The organism is Chryseobacterium sp. MYb328, assembly GCF_037572595.1.
GTDB lineage: Bacteria > Bacteroidota > Bacteroidia > Flavobacteriales > Weeksellaceae > Chryseobacterium > Chryseobacterium pennae.
On the sequence record NZ_JBBGZQ010000003.1, the window covers coordinates 217,712 to 243,912 of the forward strand.

General features: G+C 35.3%; 26 protein-coding genes. 14 read left to right on the top strand and 12 right to left on the bottom strand.

Annotation, left to right across the window (positions count from 1 at the left end):
- Position 1 precedes the first annotated feature (1 nt).
- The 12 genes from WH267_RS04980 (at position 2) to WH267_RS05035 (ending at position 12,700) form a co-directional block, all read left to right on the top strand.
- On the top strand, positions 2 to 808 hold the full coding sequence (locus tag WH267_RS04980) for a glycosyltransferase family 2 protein (RefSeq protein WP_340006206.1): 807 nt from the start codon (positions 2 to 4) through the stop codon (positions 806 to 808).
- A 135-nt stretch (positions 809 to 943) separates the two neighbouring features.
- Positions 944 to 1,612 carry a hypothetical protein gene (locus WH267_RS04985; protein ID WP_340006208.1) on the top strand — a complete coding sequence of 223 codons (669 nt, stop codon included), beginning with the start codon at positions 944 to 946 and terminating at the stop codon, positions 1,610 to 1,612.
- Position 1,613: 1 nt separating this feature from the next.
- Positions 1,614 to 2,555 (top strand): glycosyltransferase family 2 protein, encoded by a 942-nt coding sequence (locus WH267_RS04990; RefSeq protein ID WP_340006209.1) that lies wholly within the window; start codon positions 1,614 to 1,616, stop codon positions 2,553 to 2,555.
- A 10-nt stretch (positions 2,556 to 2,565) separates the two neighbouring features.
- Positions 2,566 to 3,720 (top strand): glycosyltransferase, encoded by a 1,155-nt coding sequence (locus WH267_RS04995; protein WP_340006211.1) that lies wholly within the window; start codon positions 2,566 to 2,568, stop codon positions 3,718 to 3,720.
- A 4-nt stretch (positions 3,721 to 3,724) separates the two neighbouring features.
- Complete coding sequence (locus WH267_RS05000; protein WP_340006213.1) at positions 3,725 to 4,513, top strand: glycosyltransferase family 2 protein; 789 nt, start codon at positions 3,725 to 3,727, stop codon at positions 4,511 to 4,513.
- A 10-nt stretch (positions 4,514 to 4,523) separates the two neighbouring features.
- Complete coding sequence (locus WH267_RS05005) at positions 4,524 to 5,486, top strand: hypothetical protein (protein WP_340006215.1); 963 nt, start codon at positions 4,524 to 4,526, stop codon at positions 5,484 to 5,486.
- 224 nt (positions 5,487 to 5,710) lie between these two features.
- The gene (locus WH267_RS05010; RefSeq protein WP_340006217.1) at positions 5,711 to 6,634 is read left to right on the top strand and encodes a glycosyltransferase family 2 protein; all 924 of its coding nucleotides are present in this window, start codon (positions 5,711 to 5,713) and stop codon (positions 6,632 to 6,634) included.
- Positions 6,635 to 6,680: 46 nt separating this feature from the next.
- Positions 6,681 to 8,477 (top strand): asparagine synthase (glutamine-hydrolyzing), encoded by a 1,797-nt coding sequence (asnB, locus tag WH267_RS05015; RefSeq protein ID WP_115968057.1) that lies wholly within the window; start codon positions 6,681 to 6,683, stop codon positions 8,475 to 8,477.
- Positions 8,477 to 9,415, top strand: coding sequence for a glycosyltransferase family 2 protein (locus WH267_RS05020; protein WP_340006220.1), 939 nt, complete (start codon positions 8,477 to 8,479; stop codon positions 9,413 to 9,415). Before asnB ends, WH267_RS05020 begins: the two co-directional genes overlap by 1 nt.
- Before the next feature lie 2 nt (positions 9,416 to 9,417).
- Positions 9,418 to 10,353, top strand: coding sequence for a glycosyltransferase family 2 protein (locus WH267_RS05025; protein WP_123320481.1), 936 nt, complete (start codon positions 9,418 to 9,420; stop codon positions 10,351 to 10,353).
- Positions 10,354 to 10,599: 246 nt separating this feature from the next.
- A complete protein-coding gene (locus WH267_RS05030; RefSeq protein ID WP_115968063.1) occupies positions 10,600 to 11,544 on the top strand; it encodes a glycosyltransferase family 2 protein in 945 nt (314 codons plus the stop codon).
- Between the two features lie 214 nt (positions 11,545 to 11,758).
- Complete coding sequence (locus WH267_RS05035; protein ID WP_115968065.1) at positions 11,759 to 12,700, top strand: glycosyltransferase family 2 protein; 942 nt, start codon at positions 11,759 to 11,761, stop codon at positions 12,698 to 12,700.
- A 9-nt stretch (positions 12,701 to 12,709) separates the two neighbouring features.
- Here WH267_RS05035 and WH267_RS05040 read toward each other — a convergent pair whose 3' ends face one another.
- The 9 genes from WH267_RS05040 to WH267_RS05080 all read right to left on the bottom strand — a co-directional run bounded on the left by WH267_RS05040 (position 12,710) and on the right by WH267_RS05080 (position 21,890).
- Entirely contained in the window at positions 12,710 to 13,627 is a 918-nt protein-coding gene (locus tag WH267_RS05040; protein ID WP_228438426.1) for an SGNH/GDSL hydrolase family protein, read from the bottom strand.
- 1 nt (position 13,628) lies between these two features.
- The gene (locus WH267_RS05045; protein WP_340006229.1) at positions 13,629 to 15,062 is read right to left on the bottom strand and encodes an MBOAT family O-acyltransferase; all 1,434 of its coding nucleotides are present in this window, start codon (positions 15,060 to 15,062) and stop codon (positions 13,629 to 13,631) included.
- 320 nt (positions 15,063 to 15,382) lie between these two features.
- On the bottom strand, positions 15,383 to 16,321 hold the full coding sequence (locus tag WH267_RS05050) for a hypothetical protein (protein WP_340006231.1): 939 nt from the start codon (positions 16,319 to 16,321) through the stop codon (positions 15,383 to 15,385).
- A gap of 52 nt (positions 16,322 to 16,373) precedes the next feature.
- Positions 16,374 to 17,810, bottom strand: a complete 1,437-nt coding sequence (locus tag WH267_RS05055; RefSeq protein ID WP_340006233.1) for an MBOAT family O-acyltransferase — start codon at positions 17,808 to 17,810, stop codon at positions 16,374 to 16,376.
- A 10-nt stretch (positions 17,811 to 17,820) separates the two neighbouring features.
- Positions 17,821 to 18,057: an acyl carrier protein gene (locus WH267_RS05060; RefSeq protein WP_115968075.1), complete on the bottom strand. Its 237-nt coding sequence runs from the start codon at positions 18,055 to 18,057 to the stop codon at positions 17,821 to 17,823.
- 18 nt (positions 18,058 to 18,075) lie between these two features.
- Positions 18,076 to 19,803 carry an HAD-IIIC family phosphatase gene (locus WH267_RS05065; protein WP_340006235.1) on the bottom strand — a complete coding sequence of 576 codons (1,728 nt, stop codon included), beginning with the start codon at positions 19,801 to 19,803 and terminating at the stop codon, positions 18,076 to 18,078.
- A gap of 15 nt (positions 19,804 to 19,818) precedes the next feature.
- Positions 19,819 to 19,941, bottom strand: coding sequence for a hypothetical protein (locus tag WH267_RS05070; protein ID WP_259080860.1), 123 nt, complete (start codon positions 19,939 to 19,941; stop codon positions 19,819 to 19,821).
- A gap of 33 nt (positions 19,942 to 19,974) precedes the next feature.
- Positions 19,975 to 20,994, bottom strand: coding sequence for an acyltransferase family protein (locus WH267_RS05075; protein WP_340006238.1), 1,020 nt, complete (start codon positions 20,992 to 20,994; stop codon positions 19,975 to 19,977).
- 125 nt (positions 20,995 to 21,119) lie between these two features.
- Positions 21,120 to 21,890, bottom strand: a complete 771-nt coding sequence (locus WH267_RS05080; protein ID WP_340006240.1) for a class I SAM-dependent methyltransferase — start codon at positions 21,888 to 21,890, stop codon at positions 21,120 to 21,122.
- Positions 21,891 to 22,158: 268 nt separating this feature from the next.
- On the opposite strand from WH267_RS05080, the gene WH267_RS05085 reads away from it, so the two are divergent.
- Together WH267_RS05085 and WH267_RS05090 are read left to right on the top strand one after the other, a co-directional pair.
- A complete protein-coding gene (locus WH267_RS05085; protein WP_123320475.1) occupies positions 22,159 to 22,998 on the top strand; it encodes a glycosyltransferase family 2 protein in 840 nt (279 codons plus the stop codon).
- A complete protein-coding gene (locus tag WH267_RS05090) occupies positions 22,998 to 24,158 on the top strand; it encodes a glycosyltransferase (RefSeq protein ID WP_340006243.1) in 1,161 nt (386 codons plus the stop codon). Before WH267_RS05085 ends, WH267_RS05090 begins: the two co-directional genes overlap by 1 nt.
- Here the strand turns inward: WH267_RS05090 and WH267_RS05095 are convergent, their stop codons facing one another.
- Genes WH267_RS05095 through WH267_RS05105 form a run of 3 tightly spaced genes read right to left on the bottom strand, consistent with a single transcriptional unit; the run spans position 24,159 to position 26,153 of the window.
- Positions 24,159 to 24,917, bottom strand: a complete 759-nt coding sequence (locus tag WH267_RS05095) for an SDR family NAD(P)-dependent oxidoreductase (RefSeq protein WP_340006245.1) — start codon at positions 24,915 to 24,917, stop codon at positions 24,159 to 24,161.
- Entirely contained in the window at positions 24,917 to 25,150 is a 234-nt protein-coding gene (locus WH267_RS05100; RefSeq protein WP_115968084.1) for a phosphopantetheine-binding protein, read from the bottom strand. The genes WH267_RS05095 and WH267_RS05100 overlap by 1 nt, the downstream gene beginning before the upstream one ends.
- 28 nt (positions 25,151 to 25,178) lie before the next feature.
- Complete coding sequence (locus tag WH267_RS05105; protein WP_340006247.1) at positions 25,179 to 26,153, bottom strand: 3-oxoacyl-ACP synthase III family protein; 975 nt, start codon at positions 26,151 to 26,153, stop codon at positions 25,179 to 25,181.
- Between the last annotated feature and the right edge of the window lie 48 nt (positions 26,154 to 26,201).

The following is a 26,201-nucleotide window of genomic DNA, read 5'->3' on the forward strand; positions in this document are numbered from 1 at the left end:
AATGAATCCTTTAATCTCCATCATTGTTCCTTGCTACAATCAGGCTGTTTATCTTGATGAATGTCTTGAATCTGTACTTCAACAGACCTATCAGAACTGGGAATGTATTATTGTCAATGACGGTTCTCCGGACAATACTGAAGATTTTGCCAGAAAATGGGTAGAAAAGGATACCCGTTTCCATTATGTTGATAAGGAAAACGGCGGTTTATCTTCCGCAAGAAATGCAGGAATAGCTGTTGCAAAAGGAGAATGGATTTTACCATTAGACTCAGATGATAAAATATCTCCGGCCTATCTGGAACTGGCTGAGAAAGAATTCAGCAAAGGATACAGTGTCATTTACTGTGAAGCTGAAAAATTTGGTACAGAAACCGGGAAATGGATTCTACCCGAATATACTCCACAAGCTTTAGCGGTAAGAAATGTTATTTTTTGTACTGCATTTTTTAAAAGAACAGATTGGGAAAAAGCCGGTGGATATGACACCAGCCTCATCTATGGTCTGGAAGATTGGGAGTTCTGGATCTCCATTCTTAAAAACGGAGGTAAAGTGTATAAAATCAAAGAAATTTGCTTCTATTACAGGATCAAAGAAAGCTCCATGATAAAAGACATGATCTCCGATAACGGGGACATGAAGAAAATGGTAACCCACAATATTGTATACAGAAAACACATCGAGTTTTTCACAAAGGAACTCGGTAGTTTTGAGAAGCTCTACGATAATAATCAACATTTAAAAAGCATCCTAAGCAGTAAGAGATATGTTTGGGCAAATAAAATTTTTAATCTTTTCAACCGATGAGAAAAAAGGGAGAGAAGATCGGTTACCTCAACAAAATGAAATACTATTCATATATTTGAGTATCTGAATGAAATGATTTTTTTTCAGATATGGAATATTGTTCCCCTATAACACAATTAATGAAACAACTAAGGTATGATTATTGGCAACGGTATTATAGCAAATGCTGTAAAATCTTATGACAGACAAGATATAGTTTTTTTTGCTTCAGGAGTATCCAATTCCCTGGAGACAAACGCATCAGAATTTGAAAGAGAATTTTCTCTTTTAAAAACGGTGTATGGAGATAACAGAGAAAAGAAACTGATCTATTTTTCTACCCTCAGCATCCACGATCAATCAAAGCAGAACAGCCCCTATGTCATTCATAAAAAAGAAATTGAAGCGTATATAGAAAATAATGTTGACCATTACCTCATCCTGCGAATAGGCAATATTGTAGGAAAGGGCGGAAATCCCAACACACTTTTCAACTTTCTGAAGACACAGATTACCAGTCATAATGAATTTACCCTGCATTTGAAAGCCAGAAGACTTCTTTTAGACATTGAAGATATCTCCAGGTTTGTAGAATCTCATGGTCTGCATTCCCATAATAAAACTATCAATTTCTCCTTTCCCTATTATTATGATTTAAAGGAAATCATCAGTGCTATTGAAAAAGAAACCGATAAAAAGGGACTTTATAACGAAGCTGATGAAGGTGATTTCTATAAAGTGGATTTTGATGAAGATATCACAACTTTTTTCTCCGGTAAAACTCCGGAAAGCTATTTAGAAACATTAACCAGAAAGTATATTTAAGATGGCTAATTTTTATGTAATTATTGTTACTTACAATGCCATGAAATGGGCAGAAAGATGTTTTACCAGTTTACGAAAGTCTAATATTCCCGTACAGACAATCGTTATTGATAACGGTTCTACGGATGGTACTCAGGACTATATTAAAATAACCTTTCCTGAAGTTGATTTTATTCAGTCTTCGGAAAATCTAGGTTTTGGTAAAGCCAATAATATTGGTATTGAAAAAGCTTATAAAGAAGGAGCCGATTTTTTTTATCTGATGAATCAGGATGCATGGATTTTCCCGGACAGTATGGAAAAACTGCTGGAAGTTTATCATCATTATCCCAACAAAGAGCAAATCGGGATCTTAAGTCCGATGCATTTAGACGGAAGCGAAAAAAAATTAGATTCCCATTTTGAAAATTATCTTGGAAAATATGCCAAAACAAACCGCTTAATTTCTGATCTGTTTTTAAAACAGCTAAGTAAATGGTACGAAATAGATTTTGTAAACGCTGCACATTGGTTATTACCTAAGTCTACCATTGAAACCGTTGGTGGGTTCAATCCGTTTTATTTCCATTATGGTGAAGACTATGACTATTTAAATCGTGTTGTTTATAATAAAAAGAAAGTTATAATTTGTCCGGATAGCCTTGTAGTTCATGATACTAAACAGCATAAAGTTTTTCAAAGTCCCGAAGCCGCTTATAAAGAAAAATGGCTTTCATTGAGGTTACAAAAACAAACCGAATTTATGAATCCTGCCTTTGAATTTGATCCAATAAAAATAAAAAAACAGTTATTATGGGATTTTTATAAATTCGCATTAAAAGGTTATACAAAAGAACGTATTGAGCAACGTGAAATGAATAAGTATTTTTTACCTCGCTTACAGGAAATTCATGAGCATCGCCAAAAAATCATCAACTCTTCACACCCATTTTTAAATATCTAAAAATTTCTAAATGAGTAAAAAAATTCTTTTTGTTTGTTACGGAGATTCAAATTCTCCAAAAGCCTGGTCTAATGTGCCATTTCTTTTTTCTGAAAATTTAAAAATGCAGGGATATGAACTCCTGCGTGTAGATTTATCACCCTCAACGAAATACGAAACATTATGGAATAAATACCCGGGAAGAATTTTATCCCGATTTTTTCCGAATCATCAATATGAATTTATTAAAACTCCTATTGCAAGGATATTAGCTTATAAAAAAATCAAGAGGGTTGTAAAAAACAATCCGGATCTTTATTTTGTTATTTTATTGACATTCGATTTTTATAATAAGTTCAATAACACACCATCGCTATTATTTCACGATTGGAGTTATGACATGGTGATCTTAGATCGCTTAAAGAGAAAACCCTACTTCTTTGAAAAATGGTTTATCAAATATCAACATGAAGCGTTTAACAATTCCGAATTAGTAGTTTCACTTTTTAAAGACGCACAAAAAATAATTTCTGAGCGCCATGGTAAACAAGTACATCACCTCGGCAGTAATGTTGTTAATGATATCAACTTTAATAAACCTACTGTTCAAGAAATTTTAGATAAGAAAAAAAATTCACAACAACTGCTGCTTATCGGATCGATGAAATACTTATTAGGGGCAAGAAAGTTGGTAGAAGCAGTTAGAATTTTACAGAAAGATTTCCCCAATTTAACTTTAAATATTATTAATATTCCTAAAGATAGATTGTTGTTACAAGATACAGATCGAAATATAATTTGTTATGAATATTTGGATAAGGGAGATCCGGAACAGAATACCCAATACTATGATCTTATTACGAATGCAAAAATTTTGGTAAATCCATCCGAAATTTGGGCTGCCTACTCCAGTACAATTGAATGTATGTTTTACTACACGCCTATCATTATAAAACCTTATGAAGCCTTTGCTTTAGATTATGGGGAAGAAAATGACTTCGGTATTTATCTTCAAAACACTGAAGTAAGTGATATTGTAGATAGTATACGAACAATTCTTATGATGAACGATGACGAGTATACGAAACTATGTTTAAGAGCACATGAACTGGTAAAAGATCAAACGTGGGAAAGTTACACAAAGAAAGTAATCGAACTGATGAATAATGTAGTAAATAAAAATTAATCCTTTGAAATCACTCCCTATCAGCATTTGCATTCTTTCCTGGAAAACAGGGAAAACATTGAGAAACACATTGAAATCCTATCAGAAGTATGGCCTTCTGAATATGGTTGATGATATTGTCATTCTTTTTCAGGAAGTAAGTGAATCTGACAAAAAGCTGGCAGATCAGTACAATATCAGATATATAGGACTAAAAGATAATATCGGAATTGGAAAAGGGATGAAAACACTGGCAGAAAATGCAGTTTGTGAAAATATTCTTTTTCTGGAGCATGACTTTGAACTTGTTGAAAATAAGGAAACCGCATTTTCAAGTCTCAAAAGCGGACTGGAGATGCTTGACAATGGCTTTGATGTAGTTCGCTACCGAAGCAGGAATACACCAGGTTATCCTCTTATTTCAATCAGACATAAAGGAAATGAGCTTGATTACTATGATGACTGGCATGAGTGTACTTCACCTCATCTTCTGGAATCTCTGCACTGGCTTGATCCGGCCTCAGAATTTCCGGACAAGATACAAAAGCAGGGAGAATATTTTGTGACCACCTCTCGATGGGCAAATTGGACTAATAATCCTTACCTTGTAAGAAAAAGTTTCTTGCTTGAGACCATTATTCCTTTCTCAGGAGAAACAGCTTCACTGGAAAGAAATATTGCGGCATGGTGGGTAAAGCAGAGCTTCAGGATTGCCCAGGGAGAAGGACTTTTTAAACATAATGACCTTACCAAATATCCGAAGAAAACCATTATTCAGAAAATAATAGGGAGATTGAAAAAAATATTTAAATAACACAAGCAAGATGAAAATTCTTTTCCATGAGGATGAACTCAATTACAGGGGGACTTCCATAGCAGTATATGATTACGCAGATTTCAATGAGAAATATCTGGGAAATGAGTCTATCATTGTATACAATAAAAACTCAAAGACCAATCATCCGCTGGGTGTTGAAAAATTTGAAAAAAGGTTCCGTGTACACGGCTATTCAGACTTCAGCGAGGTAGACCAGCTGGTCCGTGAACAGAATATAGACCTTTTTTATGCTATTAAAAACGGTAATATCGATGGTATAAATACCAAGGAATGTAAATCTGCCATCCATAGTGTTTTCAAACATTTTGAACCTCACGGTGATGTCTATGCTTATGTGTCTGAATGGCTGAGCCAGGAAATGACGGGTTCAAAATATCCTTATGTCCCTCATATGGTTAATTTTGATTCCCAAACCAATGAAGATTTGAGAGAAGAATTCAATATTCCTCCAAATGCAAAAGTTTTTGGATATTATGGTGGTCATATCAGCTTTAATATTCTTTTTGCCCAAAAGACCATTGAAAAAATTGCATCAAAATATAAGGATATCTATTTCATTTTTATGGGCGTAGATCCGTTCATTAAAAAGAAGTGGTGGAAATCCGTTCCTTCAAACATTATATTTCTTCCGCCAAGTTCAGATATTATCATGAAGCAGAAATTCATCAATACCTGTAATGCTTTACTTCATGCCCGTGAAAGAGGAGAAACCTTCGGAATTACCGTAGCTGAGTTTGCCATTATGGGAAAACCTGTGATCGCTTTTGCCAACCCTTCGGAAAAAGCTCATATCACACATTTACAGGATCAGGCTTATTATTATAATGACAGTAAAGAACTGCAGGATATTATTCTGGATGCAGACCTCACCTTATCCGCAAAAGAGCTTTATGAAAAGTTCCTTCCCCATCCGGTGATGGATACTTTTAAAAAAGTATTTATTGATTAATTATCAGGATAGAGGATTCAAGCGAAGAGGACTTTTTGAAACCATATTTATAACCTCAATGAACTTACTCATATTAAGCTTGAATATATTGTATTTGGAATGTTAACTTTTCCTGCTGTTTGACAAGTTTCATAAACAACTCTACTATTTTTTGTATTTTAGAATCACGAATTTGCTGTAAAATATGCGCGCTTCATCAGTCCTCAAATAATATTAAAATAAAAATGTCTGAGATTCATATTATCATTGTTACCTATAACGCCATGAAATGGGCAGAACGGTGCTTTACCAGCCTGAGAAAATCTTCTGTTCCAGTAAAGTGCTTTGTAATAGACAACGGATCTACGGACGGAACCCAGGAATATATAAAAACTCATTTTCCGGAAGTGGATTTTACTCAATCTGAATCTAACCTCGGATTTGGAAAAGCCAATAATATCGGTATTGAGAAAGCTTATAAAAATGGTGCCGATTTTTTCTACCTGATGAATCAGGATGCATGGCTTTATGAAAACAGCATGGAAAAAATGCTTGAAGTATATAACAGCCACCCCAACAAAGATGAAATTGGCATTATAAGCCCTATTCATGTGGATGGTTCTGAAAAATACCTTGACATCTTCCTGGATCAGTATATCGCCAAGAATTACGAAAAAACCAGAATGATCTCGGATCTGTATTTCCAGACTTTAAAACCCTATTACGAAATTCACTTTGTAAATGCCGCACACTGGTTGCTGCCAAAGAAAACCATAGAAACGATAGGAGGTTTCAACCCTTATTTTTTCCATTACGGAGAAGATGATGAATATGTGAACAGGGTTCATTTCCATCAAAAGAAAGTCCTGTTGGTTCCCCGCAGTAAAGTAGTTCATGATGGTGTACAGCTGCTTCACAAAATAGATTTTACCAAATACGAAGATGTTCGTATCGAAATCAATACGCTGAATCCGGGCCTTCCCAACGGTTTGAACCAGGAGAAAAAAGCATTAAAACAAAGTATGCTTAAAAACCTGATAACAGGAAACATCAGCAAGTACAAAGAATTGTCTCTGAAGTATAAAAAAATAAACAGAGATAGTGAAAAGATAAACAGCTTACGAAATCAATTGACACAACCAGGTTCCAGTTTTCTGAATCTATCGTAAATTAGCTGTACAAAAAGTGAAAATTAATGATGAAAAATAAAATATTATGTGTGGAATAGCGGGAATTATAAGCAGTAATGCCAGAAATTACCAGGAAGAAATCCGAAAAATGACAGATTCATTGGTCCACCGTGGTCCGGATTCTTCTCACTATGAATTTTATGAAAATGCCGCATTAGGCCACCGCCGGCTTTCTATCATAGATCTTTCTGACAATGGGAAGCAGCCTATGTTCTCCAATACCAAAAATGAATGTATTGTTCTCAATGGTGAAATCTACGGTTATCAGGATATCAAAAAACACTATGCAGAATATCCTTATCACGGAGGTTCTGATACAGAAGTCATTCTTGCCATGTATCAGAGAAAACAGGAAAACCTCATTCATGATCTTCCCGGAATGTTTGCATTTGCCATTTGGGATGAGCAAAAACAACAGCTATTCTGTGCAAGAGACCGCTTTGGAGAGAAACCCTTTTATTATGCTATCGGTAAAAACAATGAATTTATTTTTGCTTCAGAAATCAAAGCAATATTAGCTTCAGGGCTTATTCAGCCTAAGGTAAGTTCACAAGCACTCTCCCATTATCTTCAATATGGATATGTAAGTTCTCATCAGAGTATTTACAGTAATATTTATACACTTCCACCCGCCCATCAACTAATCTGGAAAGACGGAAAATTTACAATTTCACGCTATTACAGTTTACCGGCAAAAGACAGGGTTATAAGCCTTTCTGATGCTAAGGAAGAATTTCTTCATCTGTTGAAAAATGCAGTTAAAAAGCAGCTTATAGCAGATGTAGAAGTAGGAAGTTTCCTGAGTGGAGGCTTAGACTCTTCCTCTGTTGTCGCTCTGGTAGATGAGTTTTTGCCTCATCAGACTACTATCAGCTTCGGATATGATCATAAAGACAACGAGCTTAAATATGCAAAAGAAATTGCCGACAAATATAAAACCAATCACATTGAGGTTCACGAGAAGAAATCTGATCTCGTTACCTCACTTTTAAAAATATCCCCGTTTTTTGATGAACCTTTTGCAGATGCCTCTTTTATCCCTCATTATGAGATATGCAGAGCGGCAAAAAAGAATCTTACGGTTGTATTATCCGGAGATGTAGGAGATGAATTGTTTGGGGGATACCACTTCTATACCGTTGAAAATAAATTAAAAAAACATTTCAGCTATAAGAACATCATTGCTCAGTTTGGGTTAAAACTATATCAGCAAATAAAACCAACCTCATTCCTTACGAGGAAAAATATAGAGTTTTCATCTATTATGGATTTCCACCTGAATGATGTAAGAAATGCCTTCAATAAGAAAGAACGTGACCTTCTCGGGGTTTCTTCCGATTATCTGCAGACTTATAGTTTTACTCCTGATGCAGATTCTCTGAATGATATTATGAGAGTAGATCTTGAAAATTATGTCCCGGCCAATATGATGGTAAAATCCGACAGAATGGCCATGGCTAATTCTTTGGAAGTAAGAACCCCATTCCTGGATCTGGACTTTGCAGAATTCTGTATTCAATTACCGGATCAGTTGAAACTCAATGACAATAATGATAAAATTATCCTTCGTGAAGCCATGGGCTCTTATTGGACAGAAACTATCAGGAAACGTCATAAACAAGGGTTTGGCCTTGGAGTAAAAAGCTGGTTTGCTGAGGAGAATCTGATGAATTTTTCAAATGATCTGCTAAAAGATCCTAATCATAAGGTATTTAATTTTATTGACTTTAAAGCAGCTCAGAATTTCCTTGATAAGGATGAAAGACATTGGAATCTTTTACAGCTTGCTTTATGGGCGGATAATAATAAATCCTATTTGTAATGCTGGAAATATCCGTTATCATTCCCGTTTACAATGCTGCTGAATTCCTTGAAAAAGCTGTTCAGTCTGCTGTTCAGTTTGAAGAAGTAAAAGAAATTATTTTAATTGAGGATCTGTCTACAGACAACTCATTGGAAATTTGTGAGCAATTGAGTACTGAAATTCCAAAAGTAAAATTATTTCAACATCCGGATAAAGGCAATCATGGAGCCGGAGCAGCAAGAAACCTTGGAATAGAAAAAGCAGCCGGAAGCTTTATTGCATTTCTGGATGCCGATGATCACTATCTGCCTAACAGGTTCGATGCTGAAAAGGAACTTTTCAAAGACTCAAAAATAGACGGGGTGTTTAACGCTATTGGAACAGAATATTTAACAGAAAAAGGGAAAGAAGAGTTTCAGTCTAAATTTAAAGAAATCTCTCTGAGCACAGTTAATTACCCTGCTGAGGGTGAAGAAGTATTTAAAGGATTACTCAGTCTTTCAACTAAAACCTTCGGTACATCTTTTCATCTCAATTCACTTACTATTAGAAAAGCATCTCTGGAACCTCATCAGATACGATTCAATAAAGAGCTTCGTGTCCATCAGGATTCAGACTTTATCATTAAACTGGCTTATCATTGTCACTTAAAAACAGGGAACATCACAGAAGCTGTTGCTATGAGAGGTGTTCATGATAATAACAGGATCACTAAAATTGTAAAATATTCACCACAATATAATCAGAGACAGTTTCTTTTATGGCAATCTCTTAATCAATGGGCTATTTCCAGTCAGATTCCCGCAGAACCCAGAAAAAGAATCTATCTAATGTATAAATCATTTGATCTGTCTTTAAAGAAAGGTTTTTTCAAATACTGTACTATTATAGGAGAAGTCCTTAAAAACCCGGAAATATTAAAAACTAAATACCGTTTCACATACTACAATAGATGAACATGAAGATTTCAGTAATCATACCTGTATACAATGCAGAGAAATATGTATCAAAAGCCGTAGAATCAGCTTTACAGCTTAGTGATGTCTATGAAGTCATTTTGGTGGAAGATCAATCTCCGGATAACGCGCTTCAGGTCTGTCATGAGTTAGTTCAAAAAGATGAGCGGGTAAAGCTTTTCCAACATCCTGACTTAGGCAATCATGGTGCAGGAGCCAGCAGAAATCTGGGTATAGAAAAAGCAACCGGGGAGTTTATTGCTTTTCTTGACGCAGATGATTATTTTTTGCCTAACAGATTTACAGCTGAAAAGGAACTTTTTAAAGATCCAAAAACAGATGGCGTTTTTAATGCCATTGGTACGGAATACCTGACTGAAAAAGGTAAGGAAGAATTCATGACTAATATCAATGACGATGAACTGCTGACGGTCAACTATGCCGCAGAAGGAAATGAAGTTTTCAGAGGCCTCCTGGGACTTACTCCCAGAGTATTTGGTTCGTTTTTCACTTTAGATGCCCTTACCGTCAGAAAACATTCACTTGAAACCAAAAAATTAAGATTTAATGAAGCACTCCGCCTACATCAGGATTCAGATTTCATCATCAAACTTGCTCACCAATGTTACCTGAAATCCGGTATTATAGACCTTCCTGTTGCTATGAGAGGAATGCATGATGATAACAGAATTACCAAAATAATAAAGTATTCTCCACAATATAACCAACGACAATTTCTTTTCTGGAATTCTCTCTACGAATGGTCTACTACTTTATCTCTCGAGAAAGATGCAGCACAGCACATTTATCTTCAGAAAAAGGCATTTGAACTTTCAAAAAAAAAGGGAGTTTCAAAAACAATAGGATTGCTGGCTGCTGTTTTTAAAAACCCCTATATATTAAAAACTAAATATAGATTCACCTATTCTCACGCATAATAAACTTTTCTTAAAGTAATAATAAATCCCACAAATGGGTATTTCATGTTATTTTTTTCACTTTACAATGATGAATTTTCTTACAAAATCACTTCCCTGATGGCATCTACAGTGTTTGTGTGCCATTTTGCAAAAAAAACGAAATCTTAATACCTTAAAATAAAATTAAAACCTTAAATTTCGAATTCAAAAGGTACTAATAAAACGCAATTGTAAATTCTAAATTTATTGTAAAAAGGAGAAGAAATGAGAATCTCAGTAGTTATTCCCGTTTATAATGCAGAAAAGTTTGTTACTCAGGCAGTAGACTCGGTTCTTCAGTTTGATGAAGTGCACGAGATCATTCTGATCGAAGATAAGTCGCCGGACAACGCATTACAAATATGCCGGCAACTTGCCGAAAAACATGAAAGAATAAAACTTTACCAGCATCCGGATAAGGAAAACCACGGTGCCGGCCCAAGCAGAAACCTTGGAATAGAAAAATCAACCGGTGACTTTGTTGCTTTTCTTGATGCAGACGACTATTTCCTACCCAATAGATTCGACGCTGAAAAGGAGCTATTCAAAGATCCAAAAGTAGAAGGTGTCTATGGAGCTCTTGGAGTACACTACTATTCCGAAAAAGCAAAAGAGCAATATTATCAGTTATTTGGAGACAGGCTCACCACAGTCTATAAAAAATATGACCCTAAAGACGTTTTCCCGGGACAGCTTCATATGCTTGGAACCTTTGGACTCTTCAGTATTGATACTTTAACGATACGCAGGGAATCTTTAATGAATAAAGTAACCCCACTTTTCAAACCTCATTTAAGACTTCATGAAGACACTGAATTTTTGTTTCGTCTTTCTTATTATCTGGATCTTTATCCCGGAATTCTGGATGAAGCGATCGCTGTAAGAGGAGTACATGAAAACAACAGAATCACGAAAGTTGATCTGCGTGTCATAGATCCGTCTGTTTCCAGGGCAATGCTTTGGAAAGAAGTTGATCTTTGGTCTCAGACTGAAAACGAGATTTCTGAAGATGTAAGGATACATATCAAAAGGATGCACCGAAGTTTTGAAATCGCAAAAGCTCCCCTGATAAAAAAATGGGGAATGATCATCAAATACTTCTTTACAGATTATAAAAGCATAAGGTCCGGTCTGTACAACATAAATTTCCGGCATTCATTGATCTCTTAAAAACTAAAACCACCATACTTTTACAGCTTAAATTAAACACAAAAGAAAGTTATACAAGGTCATCAGAATCTTTTTATCGGGCACATTTACTGAATCAGATTAAAAAAAGTATATTTTTTTTACATAAAAAAAATTCAGGCATAAGTCTTTATAATTGATTATCTTGCAAAGCTTTTACCCACACAAATGATATAAAAAATTAAGTTGACAAAAAATGAAAATTTCAGTAATTATTCCCGTTTACAATGCCGAAAAGTACGTTTCTCAGGCAGTGGAATCTGCTCTGCAGTTTGACGAAGTTTGTGAAGTCATTCTGATAGAAGACAAATCCCCGGATCATGCGCTAGAAGTATGTGAACAGCTTACCAAAAAATACGATCGGGTAAAACTTTATCAACATCCGGATAAAGGGAATCATGGTGCAGGCCCAACACGGAATCTGGGAATAGAAAAATCTACCGGAGATTTTATAGCTTTTCTAGATGCGGATGATTATTTTCTCCCCAATAGATTTGATGCTGAAAGAGAACTTTTCAAAAAACCAGAAATAGAAGGAGTTTATGGTGCTCTTGGTGTGCATTATTACACTGAAAAGGCAAAAGAACAATATTATTCGTTATTTGGAGACAGACTCACTACCGTTTATAAAAGACATGAACCTAAAGATGTTTTCCCCGGACAAATCTATATGTTGGGAAGCTTTGGTTTATTCAGTATTGATGCTTTAACGATCCGTAAAGATTCATTAATGAAAAAAATGGATCCATTGTTTAAATCCAGCTTAAGACTGCATCAGGATACAGAGTTTTTGTTCAGACTATCTTATTATCTTAATCTTTATCCCGGAATTTTAGACCAAGCAATAGCTATACGTGGTGTACATGAAGACAACAGAATTACCCAGGTAGATTCTAAAAAAATAAATCCGGCAACTACCCGTGTCCTTTTATGGAAAGAAGTGGATACCTGGGCTGAAAACGAAACTACCCTTCCTGAAAATATAAAACTTCACATCAAAAGAATGTACAGAAGCTTTCAGATTGCCAATGCTTCCACTTCAAAAAAGTGGGGAATGATCATGAAGTTTCTTGTAACAGACTATAGAAGCATCCGTTCCGGTATTTATAACATCAATTTCAGGAATAATTTATTTTAAGTCAGTACACTATTTTCTTCTGACTGCAAGAATAGAATCTGCAATACGGTCAGTAATCCTCAGACTTGATTTTTTATACAAATGGTTTCCATCTGTGTAATCGTATTCTGAATAATTTTTTGAGAAGTCAAAAAACTGCACATTCTGTTTCCTTGCTATATCCCTCAATAATTTGTTAAAATAAGGATATTTTCTATTTTCAATAGCCATAAGGCCTTCTGATGTAGGGAGGCGAACCAGATAAACCTTACCTTTTGTTCTTAGATAATTAATCATTTCATTGATCGCTCTAAGACGCTCCGGTGAAAGTTCTACTGTATTAGCAAGATCTTTATAAAACAGTTCCTTTTTATTTGTTCTCACTGCCACAGAGTCCGGATGCATATTGATATTAACCTCCAGCCAGCCATCGTTGTGAAGGAAAGTATTGGATCGCCCCAGTTCGGCTCTTTCAGTATAAATTTTAAACCAGCTTCTTGTATAATGTTTCAGCAGATACTCATAGTTGGGAGACTGATCATAAAAATGCATATCATTCAATGGAGAATGCTCTTCAGGGAAATCTTTTTCTTCTTTAATGCTTTTATTTAATGACAGATTCCATGGGCTTACTGTAAAAATAAAAGTCCCGTTTTTGGTTTCAGGATCTAATTTTCTTTTCAAAGCTTTAAAGTAAACCTGTCCATAAGGCGATTCTACAATATTCAAAGAAAAATTATCAAAATCTCTGGAAAGCTTCTTTTTCAAAACTCCGGGAACAACTCCCTGTGAACCTCTTGAGTCACCCAATATAACATTTTGCGGCTTTTTCACAGCAAAATGCATATAGTTATCATCTGTATTACCATCAGCATAAGATCCAAGAATTGCCAATACAATAAGTACTGCAGCAAAATAAGGTAGTATTTTAATTAAAAATTTCTTCATGCTAAAACTGAAAATAAATAAATTCATTATTCCCGAAATTGGCATAACGGAGAATAATATAAATAACAACCAGATAGAAAATACGTCGTATCAAAGGCCTGAATCTTTTAATTTCTAATCCGTGAAACCTTTCTCTGTTGATCCATTCTATAATCAGCATCAATCCAATCAACGCCAATACTTTTACCGGCAACGGATGCGGAATAGAAAGCAATTCTCGGCTAAAAATTCTGCCAATATAGTGAATCGCCTGTGTTACAGATTCTGCCCTGAAAAAAATCCAAGCGATACAGGTGATCAAAAAAGTAAATAGGATCTGAAAACATTCTTTAAAAGAGGGTAAGAATTTTCCCTGAGCCGCAACTTCCATATTCTGGCGATTTCTATTCATCATCAGCAAAGGCATAAAATACAGAGCGTTGAGGCCACCCCAGATCATAAACGTCCAGTTGGCGCCATGCCAGAATCCTGAAACCAGGAAAATAATAAATGTATTTCTGATCTTCATAGAAAGCCCTCCTTTACTTCCTCCCAACGGAATATACAAGTAATCTCTGAACCATGAAGAAAGTGAAATATGCCATCTTCGCCAGAATTCTGCAATGTCTCTAGAGAAATAAGGAAATGCAAAGTTTTTCAGTAATTCAATACCAAATAGTCTGGAAACTCCCAGGGCAATATCAGAATATCCTGAAAAATCCCCATAGATCTGAAAAGCAAACAAGACCGTTCCTATCACAAGATTAGCAGGGCTTTCCGTCTGATAATTGTTAAATATTTCATTCACCAATGGTGCACAATTATCTGCAATCACCATTTTTTTGAAAAATCCCCATAAAATCTGCCGCATCCCATCTACCGCCTGCTCATAATTGAACACTCTCTTCCGCTGTATCTGAGGCAAAAGATGAGTAGCCCTTTCTATTGGTCCCGCCACAAGAAGGGGGAAATAACTCACAAAAACCGCATAGTCTGTAAAACTTCTCTCAGCCTTTATTCTCTTTTTATAGACATCAATCACATAGGAAAGTCCATGAAATGTATAAAACGAAATTCCTACCGGAAGTATGACATTGAGCAGCCACATATTGGCTTTGAAGCCAAAACCGCCAAGAAGGTCTGCAAAGCTCTCAACAAAGAAATTATAATATTTGAAGAATCCCAGAAAACCAAGATTGATGGCAATACTTAAAGTAAGCCAGAATTTAGCTTCCCGATTGGTCTTGCTGTTCTCAATTTTAATTCCTGATACATAATCCAGTCCAATGGAAAACATCAGTAAAAAAAGGAATCGCCAATCCCAGCAGGCATAGAAATAAAAACTAGCCAATAGCAACAGTCTGTTTTGCTCCTGAAATTTTCTGTTGAAAACAAACCAATAGAGGCAAAACACTATTGGTAAAAAAATAAGAAATCCTATTGAATTGAATAACATAGTAATTAGAAGGTATGGGTTATAATACTTCTCTGAAACCTATTGTTTCTATTTTTATATTATTCTTTTTACAAAAAAATACAAAGTTCAAGTTTTTCTCTGATAGAATATTCTTTATTAATGGAGGAACATTTATTATTTCAATCATTGTAAGTGTTTTAGGTTACACGATTTGTTTTCTGATTTTAATTACTCTTCTGGCACGTTATCAGCGAATTCCGGAATTAAATTTACAATTCTTATTACTAAAGCCTTATATATTATTCTTATTTTCTAAAAAATAATCCGCATTCAACCGTTTAAAATAACTTCGGTATTATTTAATGAGACAAAACATCTCTTGCTACAACTCCTGAAAAATCTTCAACGGATTTCTCATCCAAATGAACCTCATCCAGCCATTTATACGTGCTATCCAATCCATTATAATTGATATAGGAAACGTTTGTTTTTGAAGCAACAGCCTGCATACGGCTATCAAAATCCGGAAATGCCTTTTCTTCTATGGAATAAGGTACTTTATTGACAGGCATTCTTATGATCATCACTTTTCCGTGCTGCTTAAGAAAATCAATCGTTTTTTCAAGATAAAGAATTCTATTTTCAGATACTTTCAATCCGTTAATCCTTTCCTGAAGTTTTCTCATATTCTTTTCGTTGGACTTCTGTTGTTTTTCCGGCGCAACTTTTTTTATAATTTTCAGATCATATCTTCCGTTGTCTAAGATCGTAGAAACTCCAACGATGTTTTTAGGAGGTATGATTTTCTTATTAAGCTCATTGGTAATGGAGGCGTCATAACTTTCAAACAGATATTCAATATTGGGATTGATGGCTACCCTTGAAGTTTTTGCAACACTTTTATCATTCTCAATATAAAATTCCGGACTGTCCGGTTTCTTTTTATCTACCATTAAGGCTGTGGGCTCAACAGTTACAATAAAAACACCATCCTTAGTTTCCGGTTTTATTTTTTTCTCAATAGACTCCAGATATTTAGGACCATAAGGAGAGTGTGCCCAGGTAAAGGAATAATTATATATAGCCGTATTAGGATATTTTGAGTGCAAAATGCGATCCATAATAACAGGATCCATCAATGCAGCCCTTGAGCTTCCCAATACAAAAGAATTCTGCTGGGGAGAGGTAAATCTTCTATAAAAATCATCCGAATGTTTTGATAAAAAATAGGTTGCATATCCTAATACCAATAAAGGCAGGATAGAAAATAGGATCAATTTTAAAAGTGATTTCTTCATAATTTAAATTATGCTTGAGCTTACTGGGTTCTTTCTATAATTTCTGTTAATATTAAAACATGGCGTACATAAATCCTTTAGGAGCTATATAAAACAGAAAAACCAAAAACACCAGTACATAATAAAAGCCCCATCGTAAAGCGACATTCTTTTTCACCAAAATCTCCTTAATGGCATATTCCTTATCCCGGTTTCCCCATTCCAGCAACAGCATAAATACCATTACCAATATAACTTCTTTCTGGATCGGGAAATTGGGTAGCTGGAAAAATGACAATGAAAAAATTCCCTGATAATATTTCGCCGCCATTTCCATATCTTTTGAAAAGAAAAGAATCATCAGTAAAGTGAAAAGAACAAACGTTACAGGGATATTCTTTATTTCATCTTTTGTAGGTATGAAGTTGTTCGAGGTTTTAATCTTCTTATTCATTTTCCCACTCAGAATCAATGGAATAAACATGATTCCACTTACCAGTCCATGAATAATATAATGCCATTCTGCTCCATGCCAGAATCCCACTACCAGAAAATTAATAATGATGGCCATAATCAATCCATATTTATCATAATCTCTGAAATGGATGGATAAAGGAGTGAAAACATATTCAGTAAGCCAGGAGGTCAAAGAAATATGCCATCTTCTCCAGTAATCGGCAACATTCTGCGCAAACAGTGGATAATTAAAGTTAGGTTGAATTTTAATCCCTAACAGCTTGGAAATACCTATAGCCATATCCGTATATCCTGAGAAATCTGAATACAACTGGATAAAATACAATACTGCCCCAACAAATAAAGCGCTTCCATTTAAGGTATGATAGGAATCAAATAGCTGAGAAGTAATTCCGGCAATATTATCTGCTACTACCAACTTTTTGAAAAGCCCCCATAAAACTTGTTTCAGTCCATCTGTAAATTGAGGGGAAGAAAATTCTCTTTTTATTTTCAGATTTTTCAAAAATGGTGTGGCTCTGTCAATTGGTCCGGCAATAATACACGGAAAAAAGGCGATAAAAACAGCATAATCCAACAGAGATGGAATTTCCTTCAGCTTATTATTCCTGATATCCAACAAATAACTTATCATCCTGAACGAATAGAAACTGATCCCTATCGGAAAAATAATCTTTAATACTCCCAGTTGATCCTTAGCACCAAAAAGGTGCAGAAAATCATTAAAGTTCTCAATAAAGAAATTAAAATATTTAAAATATAAAAGCTGAATCAGGACAATAAAAACCCCTGACCTCAACCACCATACCTTAGACTTTTCTTTCTGAGCAGATTTTATTTTATTCCCTACAAAATAGGTAACCCCTGTAGTAGCAACCAATAATGATAAAAACTCCCAACTCCAACTGCTGTAAAAGACATAGCTTCCTATAAGCAGAATTATATTTTGGACCTTCGAGGTTTTTCCACCGAGATAATAAATAAAATAGAGCGCAATAAAGAAAATTATAAAGCTGTATGAATTAAGAAGCATACAACATCTGTTATTTAGAAGTTATAGAGTCTATCATTTCCCCTACATCATTCCAGCTTCTGATTTCTGATGAAGTAAAGCGGATTCCAAAGGCTTTTTCTACCGCTACAATTAACTGAATATGAGAAAGTGAATCCCATTCTTCAATGTCTTCGGCAGTAGTTTCCGGAGTCAGTACAATTTCATTATTATCCAGTTCATCACGGAAAATATCAGTCAGCTTAGCTAAAATTTCATCTTTGTTCATAGTGTCTTGCAATGTGTTTTATAGTTTATGATTAATATATACTTGTTTGTTTTTGTAGTCCTCTACATCCAGCACCCATCGTCCATCCTTTTCTGTGAAGCCCAATCCTTCATAATGATTCATCACCATTTGGTTCTTCGCCGTTGGAATAAACTCTCCTTCTACATATCTGTATCCGTTTTTCCGGGCGACATCTAAAATCGTATTTAAAGTAAAGTCTTCCATTCCCCTTTTCAGAACACGGCAACTCATCAGCCATGTATCTATAAAGAGTGTTTCCTGATCTTTCTTTTCAAGAACAATTACACAGATTAGTCCATTATCACCATACTTATCTTCGAGAGTAAAAGAAATGGTATAATGAGCATCTGAATTCATCAATTCTTCAACGTCCTGTTCCGTATACCTTACTGTTCTCAGATTAAACTGATTGGAACGTTGTGTTAATTGGGAAACCCTCGGCTTTGAAAAACTGTTGAATGCCTGAACATCAGAAACCATATGAAGACTCTTAAGAAAATCTTCAACGTTCGTGAATCGCTCTACATCAACAATCCTCTGAGCTTCTACCTGATACTGTTTCGTTCTTTCAGCATCATTTTCTGAAAAGCTTGCTGTTTCGAAAAGATTTAAGCCGTAAAGGTATTCCAGATATTCTGCGGGATCTTCCGGAAGTTCCGGAACACAAACCTCAGGCAGGTTTTCTCTTACAATATTCCTTTCGAACGGATTATCATCCAGAAATACCATAGAATCAAATCCTATATTCAGAATTCCCTGAATTTTCCTGATATTATCTGCCTTATTCTCCCAATTGGCAACAAAAACAGCAATATCATCAAGCTTAAGAACCATGTCAGGATGTTTCTCGAAAGGCTCTTTGGCTTTATCTTCATCATTTTTACTGCAGACAGCAAGGATCACTCCTCTTTGCTGAAGGGCCTTCACCCAATATTGGAATTCTGTAAATGCTTTTCCGATCCCAAAACTTCCAATCTGTATTTTTTCAAGGCCATCATCACCAATAATCCCGCCCCAGGTCGTATTATCCAGATCAAGAATCAGACACTTTTTAAATTTACCTTCCAATGAAGAAATGATTCCGGTAATATGATGGGCTACAATGGGTAATACATCCAGAGACAGCACCATTTCCGTATTCACATAAATATTGGGAGAAAACATAAAATCTCTTCCCCATTTATTCTGAATGGAAACCAGGTCTGCAATAAAGAAATTATCATTTTTAAATGCAATTTCTGCTGAAAGAAGATAATTAAGTTTATTCTGCTGGAAAACGAATGAGGACTCTACCTTATTGGAAAAATTCCCAAAAACCTGATTATTGATCGATGGAAAATTACAGTAGATTACTCTGCTTTTGCTTCGTTCCTGTATCGTTTTATATAACTCTGTCACATAAACAAGCTTATTTTCTGCAAAACAAACCTGAGGATCATATGATTTGTAATACTGAGCCAATAACTTATGAGACGATTCAAAAATGATCGTATAATGAGCATTGAATTCATAGTATTCAGATGTTGGATCCAGAATCTGACGGGAAATCTGCCCGAAATCAGCCTCAAAAATTTCAAATTCAAAACCTTCATTTATTGCGGTTCCTTTTAAGGCAACATTCAGGAATTGAGTTGCGGTATCACCCAGCAGAGCAATTTTTATTTTTTTAAATCCTTTGGAATCTTTACGAAGTTCTTTTTTAAGTTCCGAAAATGTTTTATACATAAATATTCTTTTTTATTAAAACATCAATGTATGCTCTCCCGGCACTGAAAGCGTTTTTTTATTATATTCCTGACCAATGAATTTCTGTATCAGATCTTCATCTGAAATATAAATGTTGGGAACCATTCTCATTTCCATAATTGTGTTGCTTTGTTACAAAAATAAAGATTTTTATCTGATTTTCAACTTTTTCAGATAATCTCTCAGTGGTTTTTCAATACACTGATAAAACAAAATAGAAGTCAGGATAACAACGATTATATAAATCCCAAATACAGTATCAATAGAAAAATTATACTTACGCACCAATTCTCTCAGAATATAAAGAACAGGAATATGGGTAATATACACTGCGTAGCTTGCCTCACCGAGATATTCCAGAGGTTTCAAAGAAAACAGCTTCGTTAAGACCCCATTATTCTTTGATATTAAAATAATAAGCGGAATAAAAAAGACAGCCATCAACCCATTATGATAAAATACAGGAAGGAAAATCAATGATAACAATACAAGTCCGAAAATAATAATTACAGGAATATCATAATTCTTCTGCCCTGAATTTTTTACAAAAAAAAGTCCCGCAAGGTTTCCCACTAAAAATTCATTGATATGCATCAGCGGAAAATAATACAACAGCTCATGGCTTCTTGTATGAGGTCCTTTATAATAAGATGAATCAGCATAGAGACTGCAGAATACCTGTGTAACGATCCAGATAATAACTGTTATCACCCAGATCCTTTTATTTCCTTTAGAATAAAAATAATTATAAAGAAAGGGAAACAAAAGATAAAACAGAAGTTCTACAGAAATAGACCAACCGGGAAAATTCACAATCATGCCTTTCAAAACCCAGCTCTGAAACCCGGACAGATATAAAATGCATTCATAGACAGTGGAACTGGAATATCTGGTCACCAAATACAGCAAAAGCCCTAGTACATACAGAGGATAAATTCTTGCAAACCTGTTTTTATAGTAATCAGAATATTCGATCTTATCTTTTCTATGGTAAGCCACAATCATAATAAAACCTGAAAGAATGAAGAAGTAGCTGACTCCTACATTTGCTTTCAGGAATATATTGGATATATAATCAATTTTATATAAAAACAGATCTTTATTGAAATGGGAAATGACAATCGCCATTGCTGCAAGAAATCTGGTAAACGTTATCTGGCTTATTCTCATAAAACTCTTAAACAGCCGTACTATAAATTGTATATGAAGATTTTGTCATCCAGAAATCTTTAACTATAGGCTCATTATATTTTTATCCGAATAGAATAACAAAAGAAATTATCCCTGCTATGAAACTATTTAATAAAAACACCTATATATTTCCCTTCGTATTCTACTACTGTGGTCCCTATATTATTTTTTTCACAAAAATCCTGATAGGCAGAATTATCACCAATATCATCACTGATGAATACACCACCTTTCTTTAAATGACTGTAAAGCTCATCATATGCCCACATTCTTCCATTATAGCTCTTATCAGAATCATAGTGAAGAACATCGAAGACCGTATTTTCTGCAAAGATCTTCGGCAATGATTCCTTATCGGCAAAACGAAATAACTTCCAGTTGCCTTTAAGCGTTTCAGGAACTACATACCCTACATATTGATCTCCATCCTGTGCAAGATAAGGCATATCTGAACTGTATAGCGTTCCATTTCTTTTTACCAGAGATAAAAGTGATGCCAGTGAAGACCATCCGTACGCTACACCTGTTTCCACCACATGCTGAGCATTGGTAAACTCACATGCATAGTAGATCAGCTCCAAAGCTCCGGGGCCACCCATTTTTACGGGACAATCCTTTTCTCTTTGGCTAGCCTTTGCTAAAATTTCCTGATAATCATTACGAAAAGCATCTGTTCCAAGCCCAAAAAGCTTTGAAACGGCTTCTTTCTGAGATACTGCCCTTTCGGCTGCCCAGGAATTCGTTTTTTCCTTCCCTTTAAAAGCATTGCCTCTGTTGACTGTATTTTTAATAATTTTCCGGCCTAATTCCGGATAAAGGTCGGGTCTTTTCAGATATCCGATAAATGTTTTGAGAACTCTCGTTATTTCACTCACTGTGTTATCTTTATAATAAAGCAAAAATAAAGATTTTTTTTTCATTTATATAAAAACAGATTATATTTGTGTAACTCAAGTGAAAAAGCATTACCCTATCCCTATTATGAAAGATGCCAGTTTATCATCAGGATCTCATTGTTCAATGAACCCTTTTTTATCAGAATATTTTCTGGAATATCTGCCGGCAATACCTGATAAAAATAACAAGTTCTGTAATCTTCACACTCAGACTGAAATTAACGCTCAACACTCTTTATAACTCAATATGAAGTTTTCCGTACTCATCGCTCACTACAACAATGCAGTATTGTTCAGGGATTGTTATGATTCTCTGCAGAAACAGACCTATGCTGACTGGGAAGCAGTTATTGTAGATGATGCCTCTTCAGAAAATGAAAAAAAGCAGGTAAAAGCTATCATTGCAGGAGATGAAAGATTTAAGTTTTTTGAAAATGAAAAAAACAGTGGCGTAGGTGTTACAAAAAGCAGACTTATAGAGCTGGCTACCGGAGAGATTTGTGGTTTTGTAGATCCTGATGATGCCCTACTTCCTACAGCTATCGAAAAGGCAGTTCAGGTTTTTAAAAATAAAAAGAAAGTAGTACTTACCTACTCCCGCTTTATGGGATGCGATAAAGATCTGAAGCCTATTGCACCTTTTAAATCTGCCATGCAGGTAAGAAACGGAGATCCGTATTTCTTCAATTATCCCAATCAGATCAATCATTTTGTAACCTTCAGAAAGGAGGTCTATGAAAAGACAGAAAAAATGAATCCGGAATTAAGGATAGCAGAAGATCAGGACCTTTACTTAAAAATGTATGAAAAAGGGGACGTTTATTTTATAGATGACACCAATTATCTTTACAGAGCCCACTCTGGAGGTATTTCTCAGAATAACAACAAAGGTAAATCTTACGATTATTTTGCACAGGTTGTACTGGCAACGATGAAAAGAAGGAACCTTACAAGCATCAACGGAAAAAAGATTCCGGAAAAGTATACCAACCATCAGGAGATCTTTGCTCTTTTAGAATATCAGCACGGAATTTGGTACAGGATAAAGAAAAATATAGCAATCACATTACAAAAACTTTTCAGATAATGTCAGAAAACAAGAAAATACAGGTTCTTTTCAGGCACCGCTCTATGGAAATGGGAGGGGTGGAAAAAGTTATTTTGAGCATGCTCAATAACCTTAATCCTGAGAAATTTGACATTACAGTCTGCCTTAATCTGAACCAGGGAGAACTGAAAGATGAATTTCCAAAACATGTAAAAAAAGTATACCTGACGGAAGGAAAGGAAGATTTTTCACAAAATCCCCTTATTCATAAACTTCAGCTCATCCGCCGAAGACTGAAACTGTCAAGAGCATTGAAAGATCACAAGATATCCGACCGTATCCTGGGAAATAAAAAATTTGATATTGAGATTGCTCCAACTTATGCTGCTTTCTCATCCGTAATTCATTCCAGTAATAGAGTTTCAAAAAAAATAGGCTGGTTCCACTCTGAAATCAATATTCCGGGAATGAAGCCATTAGTTTCAGATATTCTTAAAAACTTCCCTCAGTTTGACCATATGATCTACTGTTCTCAAAAGATCAAAGACATCATGCATCAATCTTACCCGGATCTGCAATATCCATCTGAGAGTGTAGTGATTAATGCTATTCCTATTGAAGAAATTAAAAGGAAAGCAGAAGAAAAAATAAACGATTTTCCTAAAGGGCCGGTTTTTGTTTCTGTAGGCCGTCTTCATACAAGAAAAGGGTATCATAAGCTTATTGACGCTCACAAAAAACTTATGGATGAAGGGTTTAAACACAGTGTCATGGTTGTGGGTAATGGTGAAGAAATGAAAAATCTGACAGAACAGATTCAAGCCAATAATGTGCAGGATACCTTTATTTTATGTGGAAATAGAATGAATCCTTATCCTTACATCAAAAATGCAGATTACTTCATCCTTTCCTCAGAATCAGAGGCCTGGCCGCTGGTTGTTGCAGAAGCATTAATTCTTCAGACTCCCATTATTGCAACAGATACCGGCGATGTAGGAGTAATGGTAAGAGACAGGGAAACCGGATATCTCATCAATTATGACACAAATGAGATGTATGAAGCAATGAAAACATTTCTGACAGATCCGGAACTTGTTTCCCATATCAGAAAAAATCTCGAAACTATAGAAGACCAATTTGATAATCAGAAGATTTTCAATGCCGTGGAAGAGATCATTGAAAATCTTTATCAAAAATAATTATTGGGCAGAGTATCCTCCGTCTACAACCAGATTTGAGCCTGTTATCCATCTTGCAGCATCAGAAAGCAAGAAAATACAGGCATTTGCCACATCTTCAGGTTTTCCAATTCCAAGCGGATGCTTTTTAAGGATTTCCTCAGCAGCATCTTCACCAATGTTTTCAAACATTTTCTCCAGAATTGGAGTATTCACCATTGCCGGACTGATACTGTTGACCCTAATATTACTTCTTGAAAGCTCCATGGCCATAGAGCGTGCACCTGAAATTACAGCTCCTTTACTCGATGAGTAGGCAGCCTTTCCGATTTCACCCACCATTCCTGCTACAGAGGATATAAATACAAAACTGGAAGTTTCGTTTTTATATTTTTTAAGGGATAAAACTTTCGCGATTTCAAAACCTGCAATTACATTCACCGCAAAGATATCCTGATACAACTGAGGCGTATGTTTTTTAAGTGGCAATGTTTTTTCCACTCCTGCACAGTGGATAAATCCAGCAATCTTACCCAAAATTGAAACCTTTTCAGCAATTAATTCTTCAAGATTTTCACATTGTGCGATATCAGCAATAATAGTTTCTACTTTAGTGTCCTGAGCCAGCATGGATACCGTTTTCTGCAGTTCTTCATCATTCCTTGCGATAAGGATAAGACTGGCGCCACTTTTACTGCATTCTACAGAACAGCTTCTCCCGATCCCGGAAGAAGCCCCTGTAATAAGAATTATTTTATTTTCTAATGAAAACTGATTCATTAATCTTCAAAGTTTTCTTTACCAATAAGATCTCTCAGATCTGAAACAGTTTCAATATCCTTAAATTGTTTTGTATCAATTTTTTTATTGAAATTTTCGTCTACAAAAGCGATAACGGAAAGTAAGCTGATAGAGTCATAGCTTTCTAATGCTTTCAGATTCGTTTCTAATGTAAGCGTTTCATCTTCTTCCAATTCTTCTTGTAATTTTTCTAAAAAAACGGATGTCTTCATATATTTTTTATTTTAATGATGTTAATAATTAAATTTCCAATATCGTTGCGCCCCATGAATATCCCACTCCAAAACCGGCCAGTAAAACCTTATCTCCTTCCTTCAGTATTCCCTTGTTCATCATATTTTTCAGAGCAATCGGAATAGTGGCAGAAACGGTATTTCCTGTTTTTTCCATATCAATATAGAACTTTTCTGTAGGAATTTTGGTCTTTTTCCTCAAGTAGTTCAGCATGAATGAATTGGCCTGATGAAATACAAAATGATCAATATCATCCATCGTCAACCCATTCACTTCCATCGTTTCCTTTACCAGCCCGGGAATATTTTCAATCGTGAAATTAAAAATCTCTGGTCCGTTCATATAAAGATTTTCCGGTGAAAACTCATTTTCAGGGTTCAGTTCAAAATCTGTTCTGAATGCTCCTTTTTTAACAATAAGATTTTCTGCTCCACTGCCATCTGTACCCAGGCAGAATTTATAATCACTGCCGCTTTCAGACTTTTCAACAATTGCCGAGGCCGAGGCATCCCCGAATATACTTCGGTTTCCTTTATCTTTTGGATTAATATGCTTGGTATAGGTTTCTGAGGTAACCAATAAAATATGCTGGGCAATTCCAGCTGCAATTAAGCCTTTGGCAAACGCCAGTCCATATACAAATCCGGAACATCCAAGATTAAAATCCATAGCTCCAATATTTTTTCTCAGGCCAAGCTTATCCTGCAAAATACAGGCTGTAGTAGGAAGGAAGTAATCCGGACTTTGGGTACAGAAAAGAATAAAGTCTATCTTATTCCTGTCATAGTTTTCAAAAAGCCTTTCGGATGATTTCACGCCAAGGTCCAGTACCGTTTCGTTTTCTGATGAGATGTGGCGCTGTGCGATGCCTACTTTTTCATGGATCCTTTCGGAACTCCATTCAGGGAACTCTTTTTCCAAATCCTCGTTGGTAAGAACCAGCTCCGGCAAATAATATTCTATTTTGGAAACTTTTATCATATAAATTCTTTTTCTTTGCAAAAGTAAAAAACAAATTTACAATAATGA